This window comes from Xanthomonas sp. 60, from assembly GCF_011761925.1.
The window spans coordinates 564,265-584,147 of record NZ_JAASQW010000001.1; the positions used below are offsets into that span (position 1 = coordinate 564,265).

A 19,883-nucleotide genomic window follows, 5' to 3' on the forward strand; every position below is an offset into this window, starting at 1 on the left:
TGCACTATCTCTTCCGCGGCCGTGGGGCGGCCGGCTACCAGGCATTTTCGCGCAGCCAGCCGTGCACGCTGTGTATGTCCGGCAGCTGGAACACGGCAGCGCTGGGATCGCGTTCACCGACCAGCGTGCTCCAGCCGTGCAGCGCGTTGGCGGCCTCGAAACCGAATTCGTCGGTCAGGTCATCGCCGATGAACACCGGCAGGCGGCCACGGAACGGCAGGGACTGCATCATCCGCCGCACCGCCCGGCCCTTGTCGGTGCCCACGGGGACGAATTCGACGACGTGGTCGCCCGGCTGCAGGCGGTAGTGGGCATGCCCGCGGATATGGCGGTCGGCGAAGGCGCGGACGTCTTCGCCGGCCTCGGGGGCACTGCGCCAGTGCAGGGCCAGCGCGGGGCCCTTGTCTTCGACCAGAACGCCGGGAATGCCGTGGGCGAAGCGCGTGGCCTGGCTGTGCAGGGCGTGCAGCCACTCGCTGGTGCTGGTGTCGGCGCGGCTGTCATGCAGCGTGCCGTCGGCATCACGCACCTGGTGGCCGTGCAGCCCCGCCGCAGGCAGCCGCAGCGGTGCGAACAGCGCATCGAGCTGTTCCAGCGGGCGTCCGCTGACCAGCGCGACAGCGCCTTCAAGACGGTCGCTGATGCGGCCAATGGCCTCGCGGACTTCGGGGAGGAGACGCACCGCAGTGGGGTGGTCGGCGAATTCGATCAGCGTGCCATCAACGTCGAGGAACAGTGCACAGGCATCATCCAGCAACGGTGGCGGCGGACGCAGGGGAAGGTCGTTGGCCATGGCAGAACGATGCCAGCGGCGATGTGAGCATCCGGTCATGGCCTGGAGACAGGGGCCGCGGCGTACCCGGCCCCTGTCGAGTGTGGCAGGGCCAGGCCCCGCGCGGCTCAGAACGTGTAACGCACGCGTCCGTACCAGTAGGCGCCGTTGCTGCCGATCGGTGAGAGCACGTCATACGGCAGGTTGCCGTAGTAGTAGATGTCCTCGTTGGACAGGTCCGGATAGTTGTCGGTGAGGTTCTGCCCGCCGACGGCCACGCTCCACTGCGGCGTGATCCGGTACTCCACTTCCGCGTCCAGCTGCCACTCGGCCTGGTAGGTCTGCTCCGGCTCGAAACCGCCGCCGAAATTGAAGATGCGCTTGGCACTGCCATGGCGGCTGACACGGCTGGTCAGCGACCAGCGATCATTGGCCCAGGTGGCGGCCAGCTGGGCGCGCGTGCGCGGCGTGGCCTCGGTCAGCGTGTTGCTTTCCTCCACGCCGAACAGCACGTAGGCCGGGTCCAGCGCCTGCAGTTCCGACGGCGTGGCGACCACGCGCTTGAGTTCGGTCTTGGCATAGGCCCAGGTGCCGGTGAGCTGCAGCTGGCCATCACCCAGGGCGTGGCGCCAGTTGGCCACCAGCTCGGCGCCGCGGGTGCGGGTGTCGGCTGCATTGACGAAGAAGCTCGCGCTTTCCAGACCGCCCACGCCGTACTGCCCGGCAACGAAGTTGGTCAGTGCGTCGCCGGTGATGCTCTCCGAGAGTGCGATGCGGTCATCGATGTCGATCTGGAACAGGTCCAGCGAGACGTCGAAGCTCTCGCCGATGCGGCTGGTGAAACCGAGGCTGGTGTTGAGCGATTTCTCCGGCTTCAGGTCCTGCGCACCGAGCCCGCGCGCGATGGGGTTGTTGACCGACAGCAGCCGGCCCTGTACCAGCTGGCCTGCGGCGTTGTAGCCGGTGGAGGTGGATTCGTAGCCGATCTGCGCCAGCGACGGCGCACGGAAGTTGTTGGACACCGCGCCGCGCAGCGCGAAGGCCGGGGTGAACGCGTAACGCAGGCCGAGCTTGCCGGTCAGTTCCCCGCCAAAATCATCGTCATGCTCGTAGCGTGCGGCCAGGTCGGTGGAGAAGTGTTCGCCGAACTGGCTGGAAAGGCTGGCATACGCGCTGGTGACATCGCGCGCCAGATCGGCCGCATCCTGCGGCGTTAGGCCGCCGCCGGCCTGGGAGCCGGTGGGACGGTCGGTGAACGGGCCGGCGGCATAACTTGCCGGATCGCCCGGGCGGGTTTCGTAGGTCTCATGGCGCACTTCAGCGCCCAGGCCCAGCGTGTGCGAAACGCTCTCGGACTGCTGCAGCACGCGCGAGAGATCCAGGTTGCCCACGGTCTGTGCGAACCGGTAATCGCCGGTCTTGAAACGCGTCGGGCTGGTGGGGCCCAGCGAGGCGTTCAGCGAATCACGCAGGCGGTAGGTGAAGTCGTTCTGTCCGAAGTCCACGCTGCCATCGTATGACCACTCCCCCCATTGGCCGCGCGCGCCGGCCACGGCCTGCACATCCCGGTTTTCACCGAGCGAGACCGGCCGGTACCCGTTCGGATAGACCTCGCTCCAGTTGGCTTCCCCGTCCGGGTAACGGAAGTAGTTAGCGCCCTCGGTGTCGCGCTGGTTGAAGGTGCCGAAGGCATACAGCGTGCTGGTTGCACCGAACGGGACTTCGGCGTTGAACCAGCCATTGAGATCCTTGCTGGCGCCATCGCCGAGCACATAGTTGCGCTTGCCCTGCAGGGCAAGGTTGCCCGGGGTCTGGTCCCACGGCGGGATCTGGTCGAAGCCGGCGCGGTTGGTGCCCCGGCGCTCCTTGTATTCCACGCCCACGCGCAGGAAACCGCCCTCGTCGCTGAGCGCGGTGCCGACACTGGCGCTGAAATTGCCGGTCTGGCCGTCGGTCAGGGTGCGCCCGATGGGTTCGAGGTCGGTGTGGTGCGCGCCGTAGCTTGCTTCCAGGCTGCCGCCCTCCGGCGCGTTGTCGAGGATCACGTTCACCACCCCGGCCACCGCATCGGAGCCATACAGCGCGCCGGCGCCATCGCGCAGCACTTCGATGCGCTTGATGGCGCTGACCGGGATGGCGTTGAAATCCACCGGCGTGGTGCCGCGGCCGATCTTGCTGCCGGTGTTCACCAGAGCGCTGTGGTGGCGCCGCTTGCCGTTCACCAGCACCAGCACCTGGTCCGGGGACAGGCCACGGATCTGCGCCGCACGGACGTGGTCGGCGCCGCCGGAGTTGGACTGGCGCGGGAAGTTGAAGGAGGGCAGCAGGGCCTGCAGCGCGCTGCCGAGCTCGCCGTTGACCACGCCGGCCTTGCGGATGTCCTCGGCCGTCAGGACGTCCACCGGTGACGTGGACTCCAGCACCGTGCGGTCCGAGGCCCGCGTGCCGGTGACGATCACCGTATCGAGATTGGTCGCACTCTGCGCCTGGGCGCTGGCCAGCGCCGGGGCGAGCGCAAGCACGATGGCAAGGCCGAGCAGCGATGGGGACGGACGGTGGGGCATGGGGAAAAAACTCCAGCGTTGCAACGTGGGGAAGGGGATAAGTGACTTCGCTTACATCCATCCGGATGGAGCGATATATTATCTTGGCGTGAGGTCACCTGGCATGCAAGTCCGATCTCCGGATTGGCATCAGCACATGACGCGCTGTCATGTCATCAGTTACCGCTGCAACGGCCGGCTTCCATGCCGGACGGCCGCACTACACTGTCCTGCCCGGTGCGCCGGGCGCCCCACCGCCGGAGACTCCGGCCGCCGAAGAGATCGCCATCGATGAAATGTTCCGCACTTGTTTTCGCGCTCCTGCTGGCCACCAGCGGCTGCGCCAGCCTGTCCTCCAACGCGCCCAGCGCGTACACCGCCGCCACGACGGCGGCGATGCAGGGCGATGCTGCGCGTCCAGCCACCGCTGGCGGCTGGGTACGCAGCGAGCTGTATTTCGGCGTGGGCGAGGAGCAGGGCGCCGGCACACGCCTGCAGGCCGATCCCGTCACCGATGCGCAGTGGCGCGCGTTCCTGGACAAGGAAGTGACGCCACGATTCCCGGATGGCCTCACGGTATTTGACGCTTATGGCCAGTGGCTGTTCCGTGGCGACCCCGCACCGAACCGCCTGCGCACCAAGGTGCTGGTGGTACTGCATGAGGACACCCCGCAGCGCCGTGCGGACATCGAAGCCATCCGCCTGGCCTGGAAAACGGCGACGAAGCATCAGTCCGTGCTGTGGTCGAAGCAGGCGGTCGAGGTGTCGTTCTGAGCCTGCGGCGGGGTCCGGCGCTGCTGATCGCCGCCACGCTGTGCAGCGGCAGCGTACAGGCACAGGATGGCAGCGGACTGCGGTTCGAGGTGGTCCCCGGAACGGTCATACGGGCGCGTTCCACCGCCGGTGGAGGCATCGAGGTGCAGCGCGGCGCGGCCGGGCCGGCCCAGTGGCTGGCGGGGCCCACCGATGCCGATGAGAGTGTCCCGCGCCTGTCTGCCGAAGACGTCGATTTCGACGGCGTGCCCGAGCTCGTGGCGCGCGCCAGCGTCGGCCAGGTCAACGAAGTGGTCACCGTCCATCGGTTCGATCCGGCCACCGCGGCCTTCGCGGCGTGGCCGGCGCCGTCCAGCCCGCACGCGAACTGCGAGGGGTTCTGGTCGCTGGCCGTGGACGTAACCACGCGCAGCCTCGCCAGCGCCTGCCGCAGCGGGCCGATGTGGTACACCGACGTCTACCGGGTAAGCGGAGGACGACCGTACCTGTACCGCGCCGAGCACGTGCTCATGCTGGATCCGCAGGCGCTGGCGCAGGTGCTTGCCATCGCGCACCCCGACGGGGATTCCGGGCCGTTGGCGGTGTGGTCGACCTATGCGGCCAACGGCGACGTGCTTGAAAGCGCGCTGGGCCCGGGCCTGGACGTGCCGGTGAGCGGTGCGCCGCTGGTGCCGCTGCGCGCCCAGGTGGTCCCGGCACGCCTGCCGCTGCATGCAGCGCCCGGTGACACCCGCACGCGCCGGTATCTGGTGGCCGGTGATGAGGTGGCCGTGCTGGATGAACGCGACGGCTGGCTGCAGGTGCGCTACCAGAACCCGCGCCGCGGACCCGTACTGGGGTGGATCGAGGTGACTTTGCCGTAACCGGTGCCATGCCCACGGCGGTGTCACCTGGGCGGGTCTAGGCTCTGGCCTTCTCCCGCACCAGGATCTCCTGTCATGAGCAAGCGCGTCGCCGACATCGTTGTGGACACCCTGCAGCAGGCGGGGGTGCGACGGTGCTACGGCATCGTCGGGGACACCCTCAACCATGTCACCAATGCGATCCACGAAAGCGACATCGACTGGGTGCACGTGCGCCACGAGGAGGTGGCAGCCTTCGCCGCCGGCGCTGATGCGCTGATCAGCGGCGAGCTCACCGCCTGCGCGGGCTCGTGCGGACCGGGCAGCCTGCATTTCATCAACGGCGTGTTCGAGGCCAACCGCAACCGTGCGCCCATGGTCTTGATCGCCAGCCAGGTGGTGACCGCCGAACTGGGCATGGAGTTTCCGCAGGAAGTCGATTTCAAGGCGGTATACGCAGGCTGCACGGTGTTCTGCGAGCAGGTCTACAGCGCCGAGCACGCACGCCGGGTGGTGACGCTGGCCTGCCAGGCCGCGCTCAGCCGCCGCGGCGTGGCCGTGGTGATCCTGCCTGCGGACATCAGCGAGCAGGTGGTCAAGCATGACCCGCCGTTCGCGGTGCACCGCACGCAGCCGGTCCTGCGGCCGGCCGACGTCGAACTGGAACGGATCGCCGAGCTGCTCGGCCAGGGCAAGCGCATCGGCATCTACGCAGGCGCTGGCTGCCAGGGGGCGGAGGCTGCGCTGGTCGAACTGGCGCAGCGCCTGCAGGCACCGGTTGCACACACCTCGCGTGCCAAGGACTTCGTTGAACCCAACAACCCTTTCAACATGGGCATGACCGGCATCTTCGGGGTGGAGTCCGGGTTCCACACCGTGATGACCTGCGACACGCTGCTCCTGCTCGGCGCCGACTTTGCCTGGGGCCAGTACTACCCGGACAAGGCCACGATCATCCAGGTGGACCGCGATGGCAGCCACCTGGGACGCCGGCACCCGGTCCAGCTGGGCGTGGTGGGCGATATCGGCCCCACCCTGGAGGCGTTGCTGCCGATGCTGCCGCCGCGCGAGGACCGCAGTTTCCTGGAGGAATGTGCCGAACATCGCGAGAAAGCGCTGGCGCGACGTGCCGAGGAAGAGCAGCCGGGCGAAGGGGACCTGATCCACCCCCAGCACCTGACCGCGCTGCTGGACCAGCATGCGGCCGACGATGCGCTGTTCACCGCCGACTGTGGCTCGCCGATGGTCTGGGTGCTGCGCCACATCCACGTCAATGGCCGCCGTCGCACGCTGACGAGCCTGCTGCACGGCACGATGGCCAATGCGATGCCGCAGGCGCTGGGCCTCCAGAAAGCCTTCCCGACGCGCCAGGTGGTGGCGCTGTGCGGCGACGGCGGACTGACCATGCTGATGGGCGATCTGTTGACCGCGGTGCAGGAAAACCTGCCGATCAAGATCGTGGTGTTCAACAACGGCTCGCTGAATTTCGTCGAGCTGGAACAGAAGGTGGGTGGCCTGCTGGACAACTACACGGCGCTGAAGAACCCGGATTTCGGGCGTCTCGCCGAAGTCATCGGCTTCCACGGCCGCACCGTGACCCGCAGCGAGGACCTCGCCGCAGCCGTTCAGGAGCTGCTGGCGCAGCCGGGCCCGGCACTGCTGGATGTGCACACCACGCCGACCGAGCTGGTGATGCCGCCGCAGGTGCAGGCCGGGCAGGTGGCCGGCACCGCGCGCTACATGGCCAAGGCCGTGCTCGCCGGGCGCATCGGTGACGTCAAGGACCTGCTGACCGACAACTTCCTCAAACGCTGAGCGGGCGAGGGCCGTTGACGTCGGCCCGCAGCGGTTTCAGGACCAACCATCATTGGCGCGGGGCGTTCGCTGGGCCTACCATCGGCGTCCCCACCGTTTCTGCCCGCTCCCATGTCCGCTCCTGCATCTGCCGCTCCGCGGCGCTGGTTCGTCGCCGGCGATTTCAATGGTTTCTTCGGCCTGGTGGTCGACAACCTGTCGATCCTCGGTTTCATCGCCATGGCGCTGATCGGCATGTTCCAGTTTCCCGCCGAGGTGGTGTTCACCCGCATGTTCCCCGGCACCGCGCTGGGCGTGCTGGTCGGGAACGTGCTGTACACAGTGATGGCGCGGCGGCTGGCCGCACGCACCGGCCGCGACGATGTCACTGCCATGCCGCTGGGACTGGATGCACCCACCAGCATCGGCATGGCGCTGCTGGTGCTGGGCCCGGCCTTCGTGGCCTTCAAGCAGCAGGGGCTGGACCCGCAGGCCGCGGCGATCGCCACCTGGCAGCTGGGCATGGCCTCGCTGGTGGTCATGGGCGTGCTCAAGCTGGTGCTTTCCTTCTTCGGTGAAGCGGTCACCCGCGCGCTGCCGCGCGCCTCCCTGCTGGGGTCCATCGCCGGCATCGCACTGGTGCTGATGGGGCTGTTGCCGCTGCTGGAAACGCTGCGTTCGCCGCTGGTCGGCTTCGTCACCCTCGGGCTGCTGCTGTACGTGCTGCTGGCCAAGGGCCGGCTGCCGATCCGCGGACCGGGGGTGATGCTCGCCTTTGTGTTCGGCACGCTGCTGTACTACGGGCTGGGGCTGGCGGGCCTGGGCGCACCGGGTTTCCAGGTGCCGAGCTGGACCCCCCCGCAGATCGTGCTGCCACTGCCTACGCTCGGCTTCCTCGACGGCCTGCCGACAGCGGTGACCTACCTGCCGCTGCTGCTGCCCTTCGGCCTGCTGATGGTGGTCGGTGGCATCAATGTCTCCGAGAGCGCGCGTGCCGCCGGTGATGACTTCCGGACCCGCGACATCCTGCTGGTGGAAGCCGTGGCCACGCTGGTGGCCGGCGTCTGTGGTGGCGTCGCGCAGACCACGCCGTACATCGGACAGCCCGCCTACAAGCACATGGGCGCGCGCAGCGGCTACACCCTGCTGACCGGCCTGTTCGTGGGGATCGGCGGCATGCTCGGCGTGATTTCCGGCCTGGTGCAGTGGCTGCCGCTGGCCGTGCTTGCCCCGATCATCGTCTACGTGGCCATCGATATCACCACGCAGGCCTTCCAGGCTACGCCGCGCCAGCATGCCGGGGCCATGGTGCTCGGCTTCCTGCCCTCGGCGGCCTACCTGCTGGCGATCAAGGCACCGGGCTGGATTCCGCCGGAACAGCTGGCCGCGATGCTGACCCGGGTGGATGCGCATGGCCTGCCGGAGCTGGCGGTGATCTTCACCCTGGGCAACGGGTTCATCATCACGTCCATGCTGTGGATCGCCGCGGTGGTGGCCATGGTGGACGGACGGCTGCGGCGGGCCAGCGGCGTGCTGCTGATCGCCGCGGGCCTGACCCTGTTCGGCCTGATCCACTCGGTCGATCCGCGCGGCGGCATCTACCTGCCGTGGCACCTGGACGGACTGGCGCGCATCATCAGCTGGCAGTTCGCAGGCGCGTATGTCGCGCTGGCGGCACTGCTGGGCCTGCTTTCGCTGCAGAAGCAGCCGGTGGCCCCAGCCGAGCAACAGCGCCCCTGAGCGGGGCCGTGACGGGGGCGCCCCCTGCGGCCCCTCCGATCCTGCAGGCCATCTGCGCGGCGGTGCTCATGCTGGCCCGTCCAGCTCGGGATAATGGCGAAAAATACCGTTGCGGTTGAAAGCCAGGCGGCGCTCGGAGGCCAGGTAAGCGGCCACGCGTGGACGGGCCTGTACGCGTTCTTTCAGCGCCTGCAGCAGGGGCAGCTGTGGCCACAGCGCCTGCATGCGCTGCGGGAACATGTAGTCCAGGCCGGCCAGCAACTGGAACAGCGACAGGTCGACGTAGGAATGCTCGCGCAGCGCATGCCGGCCGCCGTTGTCCTTCACCAGCGCTTCGAAGTAGCCGAGGAACTTGGGCAGCCGCTCGCTGCGCAGGGTCCGTGCCCGGGCCAGTGCGGCGTCCTTCTGGTCTTCGTAGTACGCCGAGGTGGCGATGGGATGGTGGGTGTCGTGCACCTCGGCGACCAGATCGGCAATGGTGAGCTGCAGTTGCAGGGCCTGGATCCGGCGTGAGGCCGCATGGGGAACCAGGTCCAGGGTGGGGCCGAGGAAATCCAGGATCGCCGCGACCTGGCCGACGACCTGGCGCCCGGCCTTCAGGAACGGCGGAGCGAAAGGCCGGCCGCCTTCTCCGGTCCCGGCCAGGAAGGGGTCCATGACCGCGTCGCCGTGTACACGGGCCATATCCGTATAGCCCGCGCCGGCGTCTTCCAGCGCCAGCCGTACGAATTCGCCGCGGCCCTGGAGGCCTGTCCAGTAGTAGAGCTCGTAGTGCATGGGGACCTCGTGCGCGTGGGTGGGCGCCAGTATCACCAAGAGAGGAAAAGCGCAGGGTGAGCGTGGCCTGCACGCAATGTGGTCGGCACGCGGGACGGCCCTGGCCACGCCGGGCGGCCTTGAAACCGACCGTGCCAGCCACATCTCCGGAGAGTGCCGGCGCGGCCGGCTTCTCTGATCGGAGGAACTGACATGCGGATGGACAAGCTCACTTCACGCTTCCAGCAGGCCCTGGCCGACGCGCAGTCGTTGGCGGTGGGGCGCGACAATTCCATTGTCGAACCCGTGCACGTGTTCAGCGCGCTGTTCGACCAGACCGGTGGCAGCACCCGGCCGCTGCTGTCACAGGCCGGCGTCAACGTGACCGTGCTGCGCGAGCGCCTGGATGACCTGCTCGCCTCGTTGCCGAAGGTTTCCGGGCAGGCCGGCAACCTGTCCATCGGCAACGATCTCAACCGCCTGCTCAACCACACCGACAAACTGGCGCAGCAGCATGGCGATGCCTTCATCGCCAGCGAATGGTTCGTGCTGGCGGCCGTGGAGGATGGCGGCGGCCTGGGCATGGCGCTGCGCGCGGCGGGCGCCGACACCGCGCGCCTGAAGACCGCGATCGACAACCTGCGCGGTGGCGAAAGCGTGCAGTCCGAGAGCGCCGAGGAGCAGCGCCAGGCGCTGGAGAAGTACACCATCGATCTCACCGCGCGCGCGGAGAGCGGCAAGCTGGATCCGGTGATCGGGCGCGACGAGGAGATCCGCCGCACCATCCAGGTCCTGCAGCGGCGTACCAAGAACAACCCGGTACTGATCGGTGAGCCGGGCGTGGGCAAGACCGCGATCGTCGAAGGCCTGGCTCAGCGCATCATCAACGACGAAGTGCCCGAGGGACTGCGTGGCAAGCGCGTGCTGTCGCTGGACATGGGTGCGCTGATCGCCGGTGCGAAGTTCCGCGGTGAGTTCGAGGAACGCCTGAAAGGCGTGCTCAACGACCTCTCCAAGAGTGCCGGGCAGGTGATCCTGTTCATCGACGAGCTGCACACGATGGTCGGCGCCGGCAAGGCAGACGGGGCGATGGACGCCGGCAACATGCTCAAGCCGGCGCTGGCGCGCGGCGAGCTGCATTGCGTGGGTGCCACCACGTTGGATGAGTACCGCAAGTACATCGAGAAGGACGCCGCGCTGGAACGCCGCTTCCAGAAAGTGCTGGTGGGCGAGCCGAGCGTGGAAGACACCATCGCCATCCTGCGTGGGCTCAAGGAAAAGTACGCGGTGCACCATGGCGTGGAGATCACCGATCCGGCCATCGTGGCCGCCGCGACGCTGTCCCACCGTTACATCGCCGACCGCCAGCTGCCTGACAAGGCCATCGACCTGATGGACGAGGCCGCCTCGCGGATCCGCATGGAGATCGACTCCAAGCCGGAGGAACTGGATCGCCTGGAACGGCGCCTGATCCAGCTCAAGATCCAGCGCGAGATGCTGAAGAAGGAGAAGGATGAGGCATCCAGGCAGCGCCTGGCCGATCTGGAAACCGACATCGACGGGCTCGAGCGCGAGTTCTCCGACCTCAACGAGATCTGGAAATCGGAGAAGGCCGCGTTGCAGGGCGCGACGCGGATCAAGGAGCAGATCGAGCAGGCCCGGCTGGAGCTTGAAGCGGCGCAGCGCAAGCAGGATTTCGGCCGCATGAGCGAGATCCAGTACGGCCAGCTGCCGCAGCTGGAAAAGCAGCTGGCGCTGGCGCAGGAGGCGGAGACCACCGACTTCAAGCTGGTACAGGACCGGGTGACCGCCGAGGAAATCGCCGAGGTGGTTTCGCGCTGGACCGGTATACCGGTCAACCGCATGCTGGAAGGCGAGCGCGAGAAGCTGCTGCGCATGGAATCGGAACTGCACGAGCGCGTGGTCGGCCAGGACGAGGCGATCAAGACCGTTTCCGATGCCGTGCGTCGCTCGCGCGCGGGCCTGTCCGACCCTGACCGTCCCAGTGGCTCGTTCCTGTTCCTTGGGCCGACCGGCGTGGGCAAGACCGAGCTGTGCAAGGCGCTGGCCGAGTTCCTGTTCGACAGCACCGATGCCATGATCCGCATCGACATGAGCGAGTTCATGGAAAAGCACAGCGTGGCGCGCCTGGTCGGGGCGCCTCCGGGCTACGTGGGCTATGAAGAGGGCGGTTACCTGACCGAAGCCGTGCGCCGTCGGCCGTATTCCATCATCCTGCTGGACGAGGTGGAAAAGGCGCATCCGGATGTGTTCAACATCCTGTTGCAGGTACTCGACGATGGACGCCTGACCGATGGCCAGGGCCGCACGGTGGACTTCCGCAACACCGTCATCGTGATGACCTCCAACCTGGGCTCACACCAGATCCAGGACATGAGTGGCGACGGCTCGCCGGAAGCCTACCTGCAGATGAAATCGGCGGTGATGGGCGTGGTGCAGGCGCACTTCCGCCCGGAGTTCATCAACCGGCTGGACGACATCGTGGTGTTCCACCCGCTGGACAAGGCGCAGATCAAGCAGATCGCGCGCATCCAGATGCGTGGGCTGGAGAAGCGCCTGGCCGAGCGCGGCCTGCGCCTGCAGGTGTCCGATGCGGCGCTCGACCAGCTCGGCAGCGTGGGTTTCGATCCCATCTATGGTGCGCGGCCGTTGAAGCGTGCGATCCAGGCGCAGCTGGAGAATCCCCTGGCCCAGCGCATCCTCGCCGGCGAATTCGTCAGCGGCGACACGGTGAAGGTGGAGGCCGCCGCCAACCAGCTCGTCTTCGCCCGGGGCTGAGCAGCGCCTGCGGACCGGCGGGGGCCAGCCCCCGCCGGCCTGGGCTCAGGGAAAGGCGACGCGGTCTGCGGGGCTGCGTGCCATCGGCTGACCTTCGGTGCAGTTGAAGGCCTGCGCGTAGTCCGGCAGGTTCGACGGTGCGCCATCGGCACGCACCCGTCCGGGAACGTGCGTATTGGTTGCCAACTCGAGGACAAGCCGCTCCGGGGTGCTGACCGACCGCCAGGTGAAAGCGAAATTGGCGAAAAACCGCTGTTCCCGCGTCATGCCGTCAATCATCGGATCAGGCGTGCCGGCCGTGGCCTGCCGCATCGCCTCCAGGGCGATGCCGAGGCCACCCAGATCGGCGAGGTTCTCGTCCAGTGTCAACGCACCATCGATGCGGTGGCCGCCGATGGTGAAGGCGTCGAACTGTTCGATAAGGCGCGAGGCCAGCGCGTCAAACCGGGCACGATCCGTGGGCGGCAGCCAGTCGCGCTGCACACCGTCGGCGTCGATGTGGTTGCCCATGGCATCAAAAGCATGGGCCATTTCATGGCCGAGGATCACGCCCAGTCCGGCGTAGTTGAGCGCCGCGTCGGCTTCCGGGTCGAACAACGGCGGCTGCAGCAGCGCCGCAGGCAGGACGATATGGTTCTGCAACATGTCGTGGTAGGCATCGACCGTCTGCGGGGTCATCCGCCAGCTCCCGGTCGTCACCGGTGTCTGCAACTGCTGGATGTTGCGTCGGTGGACATGGGCATCGGCCGCCTGCAGGCTGGCTGAGAAGTCCTCGCGGGTGCTGTCCACTCCCTCCCATGAGTGCCAGGTAGACGGCTGGCCGACCTCGATGCGCATGCGGGAGGCCTTCAGGCGCGCCTGCGCACGGGCCTCGGGTCCCATGAACGCCGAATCGGCGAGCCGCCGGTCCAGGGCCGCCCTCAGTGTCTGGATGAGTGCCCTGGCGGCGGCGGCGGTTTCCGGCGGATGGACCAGCGCCACGTAGCCCGGACCCAGTGCTTCGCCTGCGCTGCGCTCGATCATGTCCAGCACGCGTGCCCAGCGTGGCACCTCGCCGCTGCGGCCTTTCAGGACCCGGTCGTGAAAGGCTGCGTGCGCGTCTGCGTAGGCACTCGACAGCGCGGGGGCGGCCCGGTCAACGGCGTGGAACCGCAGGTAGTCCTTCCAGGTGCGCAGCGGCACGGTCTGCAGCAGGGCGTCCACGCGTTGGAAGAACCCGGGCATGCCAAGAGAGAACCGTGCCGGTGCGGGCTGTCCGTGCGCGGCGAAGAACGTAGCCCACGGCATGTGCGGCGTCACGGACGCGGCCTCGTCAGCATCGACCAGGTTGTGGTAGACGGAATCGTCGACGGCCAGTTCGTGGAAAGGCACCGAAGCCGCTGCCAGGTCCTGCTCCAGGGCGAACACCGTGGCGGCCCGGGCAACGGCTTCCTCGTGCGGCAGGCCGGTCAAGGTCAGCATGCGCGCGATGTGCGTGCGATAGGCGGCTACTGTCGGGGCATGCGCCGGGTCGGTGTACCACGCGCTGTCCGGCAGGCCCAGGCCGCCCTGCGCAAGGTAGGCCGTGTGACGCGAGGGATCGGCCTGATCCGGTTGCACGGTGAACTCGAACAGCGGATTGCGCGCGCGCAGCGTGGCCTCGGTCAGCCAGCCGAACAGGGCCGCGTTGTCCTCCAGTGCGTCGATCGCGTCCAGCGTGGGCTGTATGGGTGTACGTCCGGCGGCTTCGATCCGGGCCTCATCCATGCCACCCACCCATAGATCGGCCACCAGCCGTTCCCCGGCCGTCGGCAGCGGTTGTGCGGCGATCTGCTCGATCAGTTGCAGGCGGACCAGCAGCGAACGGTCGCGGAGGTGTTCGAAGGTGCCCAGGCGGCTGCGGCTGGGGGCCAGGGCCATGGCCGCTTCCCAGCGCCCGTTGACGTGGGCACCGAGGGAGTCGCAGGGCGAAACGGCGCTGTCACGCTGCGCTGCGTCGAACCGCACGGCAGGGGGCAACGCATCGCCAACGAGGTGGTAGGTCGTGCGGGCCGACGTTGGCCCCGGGTGCGGGGGCGGGTCGCATGGTGCACCGGGGGCCGGGGCACCGGCGGCGTTGGAGGCTGAGGCGGCAGCCCACCCCCCGATTGCGCCGAGCGCCATGCTGCAGGCACCCATCAACAGCGCGGTGCCGCAGCGACGCGGCGAGACGGTGCAGGTCGCGGCCGCCGTGTCAGCCAGTGCGTTGGTGACCTGGACAAGCACGGGCGTCTGCACCAGGGGCGCACCGTCAGCCGGATCCGCCATGGGGATGGACTCCAAGGCCTGCGCGACTGGCAGGAGCCCTTGGGGCGCTTGCGGCGGCGACCCGAGCGGGGCGCGTGGCGCCGCGGCCGGCAGCCGCAGCGGTGGCGTCGTCGGTGCAGAGCGGAAGCCCGAGGAGACTGCAAGCAGGAAGATCAACTGGTTGCGGATACTGCGCAGATCGAAGGGGCGCCGTTGCGGGCCGAAGCGTTCTACGTTGCGGGCCAGCCGGGAGCGTGCGTCCTGCCCCCGGCATCGGTGCTGGTGCATGCCCAGCGTGGCATTGAGTGATTCGTTGACGGCGGGCATGGGCAGCTCCTGGAGGCTGTCGAGGCGGGGGAGGGGCAGGGCGCGTGGTCGTCAAGCTGAACGCTCCGGCGCCTGCAGGGTTGATGCGTGCGGCAACGACGTTTGCCCGCGCGTCGGACGGACCCCTCGCGCGGGCTGAGGGGATTCGGCGCGCCGGCGATCTGTGTCGCGATCAACGGATAGCGGGCGGCGAGCCTGCCGCCCATGCTTGATGGCCGCCGCGTGGGCCGCAGTACAAAGCATCCTGCCGCCCACGGCTTGCACAGGGTGCGACCATTGCCGCAGGGAAGCGGCGATGGGCATCAACGCGCTCGCGGCGCTGCAGGGAGTCGATGGGCATGGTGTGAACTCGCAGTAGATGAACTTGATCGATACCTTCCAAGGCCGTTCATTTACTATCACCAAGACGTATGCGGTAAGGGTCGAAAGCGACCCGTTTGAACGTTGAGCGAAAATCAACAGGCGGGACGTGCGCTCCGGCCAAGCAGATGCCCTTGGCATGCAGACGCCCAGAGCGCAGGCGGAGGCGCTGACGCGCAGCACCCCAAAGGCGCAACGCGGCCATCAGCGGCCGGTACGGCCTGCCGCGCAGGTCGTGTGCGCCTCATGCCTGCAACGAAGGTTGAGTGCCGTGGCGCAGACTGCCCGCGCCAGATCGTCCCCGCACAATCGAACGCAGTCGTGCGGGCTCCAGCCCGGTCAGGCCCAGCCGCCCGAGTACGCTGCCATGGCTGGGCAGCGTCAGCGCATGGAGTGTGGTTGTGATCTGTACCACGGCATCGAGGATCGGGGTTGCGACGCCGGCTGCATGGCCCAGGGCCTGCCATGGAAGCAGGACGTATGGCACGTCCTGCAGGAGATAGCGATGCGCCAGCGTTTCCGGCGCACTCTTGGCCGAGTTGTGTTCCTGGCTGCCGTAAGCGAAGTCGCTGAGTGTCGTGGCGTCGCGGCCGTAGTATCCGTTCATGAGTTGCAGGGCCGATGGCAGGTCCAGCCCGAGTGCGGCGCCGATCTGCAGCCGCTCATCGTCCAGCGCCTGCATGACCTTGGCGACCCCTGGCGTCATGCCTTCGCGGTAGAAGTAGAAATCGCCCCGCGTGCTTTCGATCCGTCCTGCATTCATCAACGCCGGTACGGGATGCATCACGCCGGTCGCGCAGGCCAGGCTGTTGGCCGCGACGCTCGGCAGCCAGTGGAGAGGCTGGCGGAACAGCCCCTGTACCCGGGTCATCCACGTGTCTGGAAGCGGTGCAAGCGAGGCGGCATACATCATTTTCTTGATGCCCTTGACGAACACCGTGTGACCGGAGACCCGTGCGGAGAAAGGCGATGTACTGGTCTCGACCAGGGCGCCGGGGGCCAGTCGCTGGCTGGCTGCGAGCGCGAAGAAATTGCCGGTGATGCAGATCAGGATATGCCGGGAAAGATCGTACGCGGAAAGGGCATCGATCAGCGCATCGTGCGCGTAGGCAGGCAGTGCGATGATCAGCTGCTGCGCATGTTCCAGCGCGGTGCCCAGATCGCTGGTGGTGGCGGGCCGGCACCGGGTCTGCATCACCCCGGTCGCGGTGAGCGCCCCGGCTGCTTCGATGCCGTCCATCGTACGGCGGTGGGCGGGGTGCGCGTAGAGCATCACCGCATGACCCCGGTTTGCCAGGTCGGCGGCGATCGCGCACCCGACGTGGCCGGTGCCCAGGATGGAAACGCAGGTCGTCATCAAGAAATCCCGAGTTGAAGGACTTCATTCTTGCAATGGCGTCGGTACCGACGTATCAGGCTTTGCTGCGCCGAGAGCAGGCATTCAAGCTCCACCTCTGTCGGTATTTGCTTCCCGCAAGGCGACACTGCACGCGGTGGTGCCGGCCCTTACACCACCGGAATGTTTGGCACCTGCCCCATGCTGCGGTAGGGCGGCGTGGCCATGATCATCTCGGCCAGTGAGTAGGCCAGTTCGCGCTCGGCCATCACCGTGCCATCGGCACCGTGTTCGAGCAGGTGGCGCACCTCGGCATCGGTATGTGCGCGGGCGAGCAGGGTCAGGCCGGGGTTGATCGCACGCAGCTTGGCCAGCGCTTCTCCGGACTCCAGCGGCTGCGGAATGGCCAGCACCGCGATCTTGGCACGTTCCGGATGGGCTTCGGCCAGCACCTTGTCGGCGGCCGCACTGCCGCGGATGGCGGCGATGCCGGCCGCGTGCGCGGCCTCCACATGTTCCTTGTTGTCATCGATCACCAGCACCGGCACGCCCTTGTCGCGCAGCACGTGTGCGAGCTCGCTGCCCACCCGGCCATAGCCGATCACGATGGCATGGTCATGCAGGTCACGCGACGGCCCCACGGCCTCGTCCGGTTCAAGGGCCTGCGGCTGCAGCGCAAGCTGCCGCGCCTGCCAGCGGTCCAGCAGGCCGAACACCAGCGGATTGAGCATGATCGACACCAGGGCACCGGCCAGCACCAGCGACTGGCCTTCCGGGGGCAGAATCTGCAGTGCCACGCCGAGCCCGGCGATGATGAAGGCGAACTCGCCGATCTGCGCCAGGCTGGCGGAGATGGTCAGCGCGGTGCCGGTCGGATGGCCGAAGGCGCGCACGATGAAGAAGGCCGCGGCGGACTTGCCGAACATGATGATCAGCACCGTGGCAAGGACCTGCCACGGATGCTCGACGATGATCATCGGATTGAACAGCATGCCGACCGAGACGAAGAACAGCACCGCGAACGCATCGCGCAGCGGCAGCGAGTCGGTGGCCGCCTTGTGGCTGAGTTCGGACTCGTTGAGCAGCATGCCGGCGAAGAACGCGCCCAGCGCGAACGAAACGCCGAACAGCATCGCCGAACCGAACGCGACGCCCAGCGCGATGGCCAGCACGCCCAGGGTGAACAGTTCGCGCGAGCCGGTGCCGGCCACGCGCTCCAGAATCCAGGGGATCACCCGTCGGCCAACCACCAGCATCACCGCCACGAACAGGCCGAGCTGCACGAAGGTCCAGCCGATCTGCGCCATCACGCTGCCGACGCTGTGGTTTTCCTTGGCGGCATCCGGCCCGAACACACCGGCGATGACCGGCATCATCACCAGGGCGAGCACGCACGCCAGGTCCTCGACGATCAACCAGCCCACGGCGATCTTGCCGCGCATCGTCTCCAGCAGCCGCCGCTCCTCCATGGCCCGCAGCAGCACCACGGTGCTGGCCGTGGCCAGGGAGAAACCGAAGATGACCCCGTGCAGGGTGGGCCAGCCCATCAGCGCCGACACGCCCCAGCCGAGCAGTGTGGCCACCGCGATCTGCCCGATCGCGCCGGGGATGGCGATCGCTTTGACCGCCATCAGATCCTTGAGCGAGAAGTGCAGGCCGACGCCGAACATGAGCAGCATCACGCCGAGCTCGGCGAGCTGGTTGGCCAGGGCCTGGTCGGCGACGAAGCCCGGGGTGAAGGGGCCTACGCACACGCCGGCCACCAGGTACCCGACCAGCGGCGAGAGCCGCAGCTTGTTGGCGAAGGCACCCAGGATAAAGGCGAGTCCGAGACCAACGGCAACGATATTGATCAGGTCGGTGTCGTGATGCATCGGCACTCGCAGGGAAAACAGGGGATGCCCCGATTTTCACCGATGCGGAAGGATCCGGCAAACCAGCGCCGCGATGCCCATCGCGCACCCCGTCACGGGGTGCTGTGCCTGCTCCACGATCTGCACGTCGGTGGGGCCGGGGATGACGGCGGCGTGCTGGCGATCCGTGGCCGCCATCTGCTGCAGCGATGCCTCGACCGTCGAGGACGTTGTGGACGCCCTGGGCTTCCACGTTGCCGAGGACCACGTGGTCGATGCGCTCCAGTCCGTTCGCACGCGCCAACTGGGCGAGACTGGCCGCCAAGCGTTCACTGTGCGTGTCAGGTTCGCGTCCCAGTGCGGCGTCCCAGCGCGGCGTCCACCCGGTGTACCCCTTCGATGGCCTGGTGGTGCAGCGACTGGGACAGGTCGCTCAGGGATCCTGCGCTCGAGGCGCGGCGGGGCTGTTCCGTGGCCGGCTGGGGATGGGCCGGGCTGGTGGGCTAGAGCCGTTCGGCCCTGCGGATCGATTCGATCAGTTCGCGCGGCCACAATGGGAGGTGTGCCCGTCGCTGGTTACCGTAAGCCACGCATGGCCATCGATGAACGGGTTGAATGACCTCTGCCTGCCGCTGCTTATCCTGCTGTGGATAGCTGGAGTGGAATCATGCGCCACGCTGAGTCCTCACGGAAAGATCTGTTCTCCGCCATCTGAGAAGACCATGAAGACGCTGGGTGCAAGCAACGGAATGACCTGTGTCGCGGGATTCGGGCGTCCGGGAACAATCTCACGCGGGATCATGGTGTCGCATTTGCCAGTGGTCGGGCACCGGTCAATCGTCACTCGCATCTCCTCGCCTGAAACGACATAGCTCATCCCGGCTGCATGGAAGCTGCTTTCCAACGGGTTGCTGAAGCTGATTCCCAACTCGGATCCGGACAGCCTGGTTGTCACGACGGGATCGATATCAGATTTGGAGTAGCTGGGCTTCAAGCCGCCTTCTGTGCAACCCGAGAGCGCCGCCACTGTCAGTGCCATGCAGGCGAGTGTTGAGATCAGCGCGTGACATGGTACGCGGTGCGTCTGCATTGTGCGGCTCCATGACGCGAATCAAGGCATTTTGCAATCGCCATGTGCATGTTCAGACGAACATGCTCAGGGAAAAATCTGTTTTTCGCCGTCAGCGAAAAGCATCACCACGCGGGGGGCAAGCAGCGGAATGTCCTGTACAGCTGGCCCCGGCGGCCCAGGGGTAACCTGGCGCCGGAGCATGGTCCTGCATTCTGCTTCAATGGCGCAGCGATCAACGACGATTTTCATGACGTCGCCGTCCACGATGTAACTGATTCCTGCTGGGTGGTACATGCTCTCGAGAAACTCGTTGAACTCTACCCTCAAGGTGTGGTCGCCCACCTTCGTGGCGACGATCGGCTCGATACTTGATCTCGAATAGCTGGGCTTCAAGCGGTCTTCTGTGCACCCCGGGAGTGCCGCCACTGCCAGTGCCACGCAGGCGAGTCCTGAGATCAGCGCGTGACGTGGTACGCGGTGCGTCTGCATAGGGCGGCTCCATCATTCATGGCTCGAATCATGGCACCTTGCAATCGCCATGTGCGTGTTCAGACGCACATTCTCAGGCAGACACCGGGCCTCACCGGCAGCGAAAAGGGTGACCGCGCCGGGCGGCAGCAGCGGAATGTGCTGGATGGCCTGTGTGGGCG

General features: G+C 67.3%; 13 protein-coding genes and 1 pseudogene. 5 read left to right on the forward strand and 9 right to left on the reverse strand.

All coding sequences use genetic code 11. The annotated features are described in order from the left end of the window. Window positions 1-34: 34 nt before the first annotated feature. A complete protein-coding gene (gene otsB / locus FHY09_RS02705; RefSeq protein WP_166923859.1) occupies window positions 35-793 on the reverse strand; it encodes a trehalose-phosphatase in 759 nt (252 codons plus the stop codon). A 107-nt stretch (window positions 794-900) separates the two neighbouring features. Next, window positions 901-3,336: a TonB-dependent receptor gene (locus FHY09_RS02710; protein WP_166923862.1), complete on the reverse strand. Its 2,436-nt coding sequence runs from the start codon at window positions 3,334-3,336 to the stop codon at window positions 901-903. A gap of 270 nt (window positions 3,337-3,606) precedes the next feature. Here FHY09_RS02710 and FHY09_RS02715 point away from each other — a divergent pair, with 270 nt between their 5' ends. From FHY09_RS02715 to FHY09_RS02730, 4 genes are all read left to right on the forward strand, one after another. Further along, window positions 3,607-4,089, forward strand: coding sequence for a DUF3574 domain-containing protein (locus FHY09_RS02715; protein ID WP_166923864.1), 483 nt, complete (start codon window positions 3,607-3,609; stop codon window positions 4,087-4,089). Continuing rightward, the gene (locus FHY09_RS02720) at window positions 4,056-4,952 is read left to right on the forward strand and encodes an SH3 domain-containing protein (protein WP_456362683.1); all 897 of its coding nucleotides are present in this window, start codon (window positions 4,056-4,058) and stop codon (window positions 4,950-4,952) included. The genes FHY09_RS02715 and FHY09_RS02720 overlap by 34 nt, the downstream gene beginning before the upstream one ends. A gap of 75 nt (window positions 4,953-5,027) precedes the next feature. Further along, the gene (locus FHY09_RS02725) at window positions 5,028-6,746 is read left to right on the forward strand and encodes a thiamine pyrophosphate-dependent enzyme (RefSeq protein WP_166923866.1); all 1,719 of its coding nucleotides are present in this window, start codon (window positions 5,028-5,030) and stop codon (window positions 6,744-6,746) included. A 111-nt stretch (window positions 6,747-6,857) separates the two neighbouring features. Then, a complete protein-coding gene (locus FHY09_RS02730) occupies window positions 6,858-8,465 on the forward strand; it encodes a hypothetical protein (RefSeq protein ID WP_166923868.1) in 1,608 nt (535 codons plus the stop codon). Window positions 8,466-8,531: 66 nt separating this feature from the next. On the opposite strand, the gene FHY09_RS02735 is transcribed toward FHY09_RS02730, so the two are convergent. After that, window positions 8,532-9,242, reverse strand: coding sequence for a glutathione S-transferase (locus FHY09_RS02735; RefSeq protein ID WP_166923870.1), 711 nt, complete (start codon window positions 9,240-9,242; stop codon window positions 8,532-8,534). A gap of 192 nt (window positions 9,243-9,434) precedes the next feature. Here FHY09_RS02735 and clpB point away from each other — a divergent pair, with 192 nt between their 5' ends. Further along, the gene (clpB, locus tag FHY09_RS02740) at window positions 9,435-12,020 is read left to right on the forward strand and encodes an ATP-dependent chaperone ClpB (RefSeq protein WP_166923872.1); all 2,586 of its coding nucleotides are present in this window, start codon (window positions 9,435-9,437) and stop codon (window positions 12,018-12,020) included. A gap of 45 nt (window positions 12,021-12,065) precedes the next feature. On the opposite strand, the gene FHY09_RS02745 is transcribed toward clpB, so the two are convergent. The 6 genes and pseudogenes from FHY09_RS02745 to FHY09_RS02765 all read right to left on the reverse strand — a co-directional run bounded on the left by FHY09_RS02745 (window position 12,066) and on the right by FHY09_RS02765 (window position 19,722). After that, entirely contained in the window at window positions 12,066-14,612 is a 2,547-nt protein-coding gene (locus FHY09_RS02745; protein ID WP_166923874.1) for a M13 family metallopeptidase, read from the reverse strand. 604 nt (window positions 14,613-15,216) lie between these two features. Next, window positions 15,217-16,329, reverse strand: a complete 1,113-nt coding sequence (locus FHY09_RS02750) for an NAD/NADP-dependent octopine/nopaline dehydrogenase family protein (protein WP_166923876.1) — start codon at window positions 16,327-16,329, stop codon at window positions 15,217-15,219. Between the two features lie 149 nt (window positions 16,330-16,478). Then, a complete protein-coding gene (gene ybaL / locus FHY09_RS02755) occupies window positions 16,479-18,182 on the reverse strand; it encodes a YbaL family putative K(+) efflux transporter (RefSeq protein WP_166923878.1) in 1,704 nt (567 codons plus the stop codon). 157 nt (window positions 18,183-18,339) lie between these two features. Further along, window positions 18,340-18,519 (reverse strand): annotated as a pseudogene (locus FHY09_RS16415) (XVIPCD domain-containing protein); the annotation flags it as partial. A gap of 327 nt (window positions 18,520-18,846) precedes the next feature. Next, window positions 18,847-19,251 carry a hypothetical protein gene (locus tag FHY09_RS02760; RefSeq protein WP_166923880.1) on the reverse strand — a complete coding sequence of 135 codons (405 nt, stop codon included), beginning with the start codon at window positions 19,249-19,251 and terminating at the stop codon, window positions 18,847-18,849. A 66-nt stretch (window positions 19,252-19,317) separates the two neighbouring features. Continuing rightward, window positions 19,318-19,722: a hypothetical protein gene (locus FHY09_RS02765; protein ID WP_166923882.1), complete on the reverse strand. Its 405-nt coding sequence runs from the start codon at window positions 19,720-19,722 to the stop codon at window positions 19,318-19,320. Between the last annotated feature and the right edge of the window lie 161 nt (window positions 19,723-19,883).

Excerpts from the sequence above, each read along its gene's own strand:
- otsB (WP_166923859.1), bottom strand. The coding sequence starts at position 793 with ATGGCCAACGACCTTCCCCTGCGTCCGCCGCCACCGTTGCTGGATGAT.
- FHY09_RS02710 (WP_166923862.1), bottom strand. The coding sequence starts at position 3,336 with ATGCCCCACCGTCCGTCCCCATCGCTGCTCGGCCTTGCCATCGTGCTT.
- FHY09_RS02715 (WP_166923864.1), top strand. The coding sequence starts at position 3,607 with ATGAAATGTTCCGCACTTGTTTTCGCGCTCCTGCTGGCCACCAGCGGC.
- FHY09_RS02725 (WP_166923866.1), top strand. The coding sequence starts at position 5,028 with ATGAGCAAGCGCGTCGCCGACATCGTTGTGGACACCCTGCAGCAGGCG.
- FHY09_RS02730 (WP_166923868.1), top strand. The coding sequence starts at position 6,858 with ATGTCCGCTCCTGCATCTGCCGCTCCGCGGCGCTGGTTCGTCGCCGGC.
- FHY09_RS02735 (WP_166923870.1), bottom strand. The coding sequence starts at position 9,242 with ATGCACTACGAGCTCTACTACTGGACAGGCCTCCAGGGCCGCGGCGAA.
- clpB (WP_166923872.1), top strand. The coding sequence starts at position 9,435 with ATGCGGATGGACAAGCTCACTTCACGCTTCCAGCAGGCCCTGGCCGAC.
- FHY09_RS02745 (WP_166923874.1), bottom strand. The coding sequence starts at position 14,612 with ATGCCCGCCGTCAACGAATCACTCAATGCCACGCTGGGCATGCACCAG.
- FHY09_RS02750 (WP_166923876.1), bottom strand. The coding sequence starts at position 16,329 with ATGACGACCTGCGTTTCCATCCTGGGCACCGGCCACGTCGGGTGCGCG.
- ybaL (WP_166923878.1), bottom strand. The coding sequence starts at position 18,182 with ATGCATCACGACACCGACCTGATCAATATCGTTGCCGTTGGTCTCGGA.
- FHY09_RS02760 (WP_166923880.1), bottom strand. The coding sequence starts at position 19,251 with ATGCAGACGCACCGCGTACCATGTCACGCGCTGATCTCAACACTCGCC.
- FHY09_RS02765 (WP_166923882.1), bottom strand. The coding sequence starts at position 19,722 with ATGCAGACGCACCGCGTACCACGTCACGCGCTGATCTCAGGACTCGCC.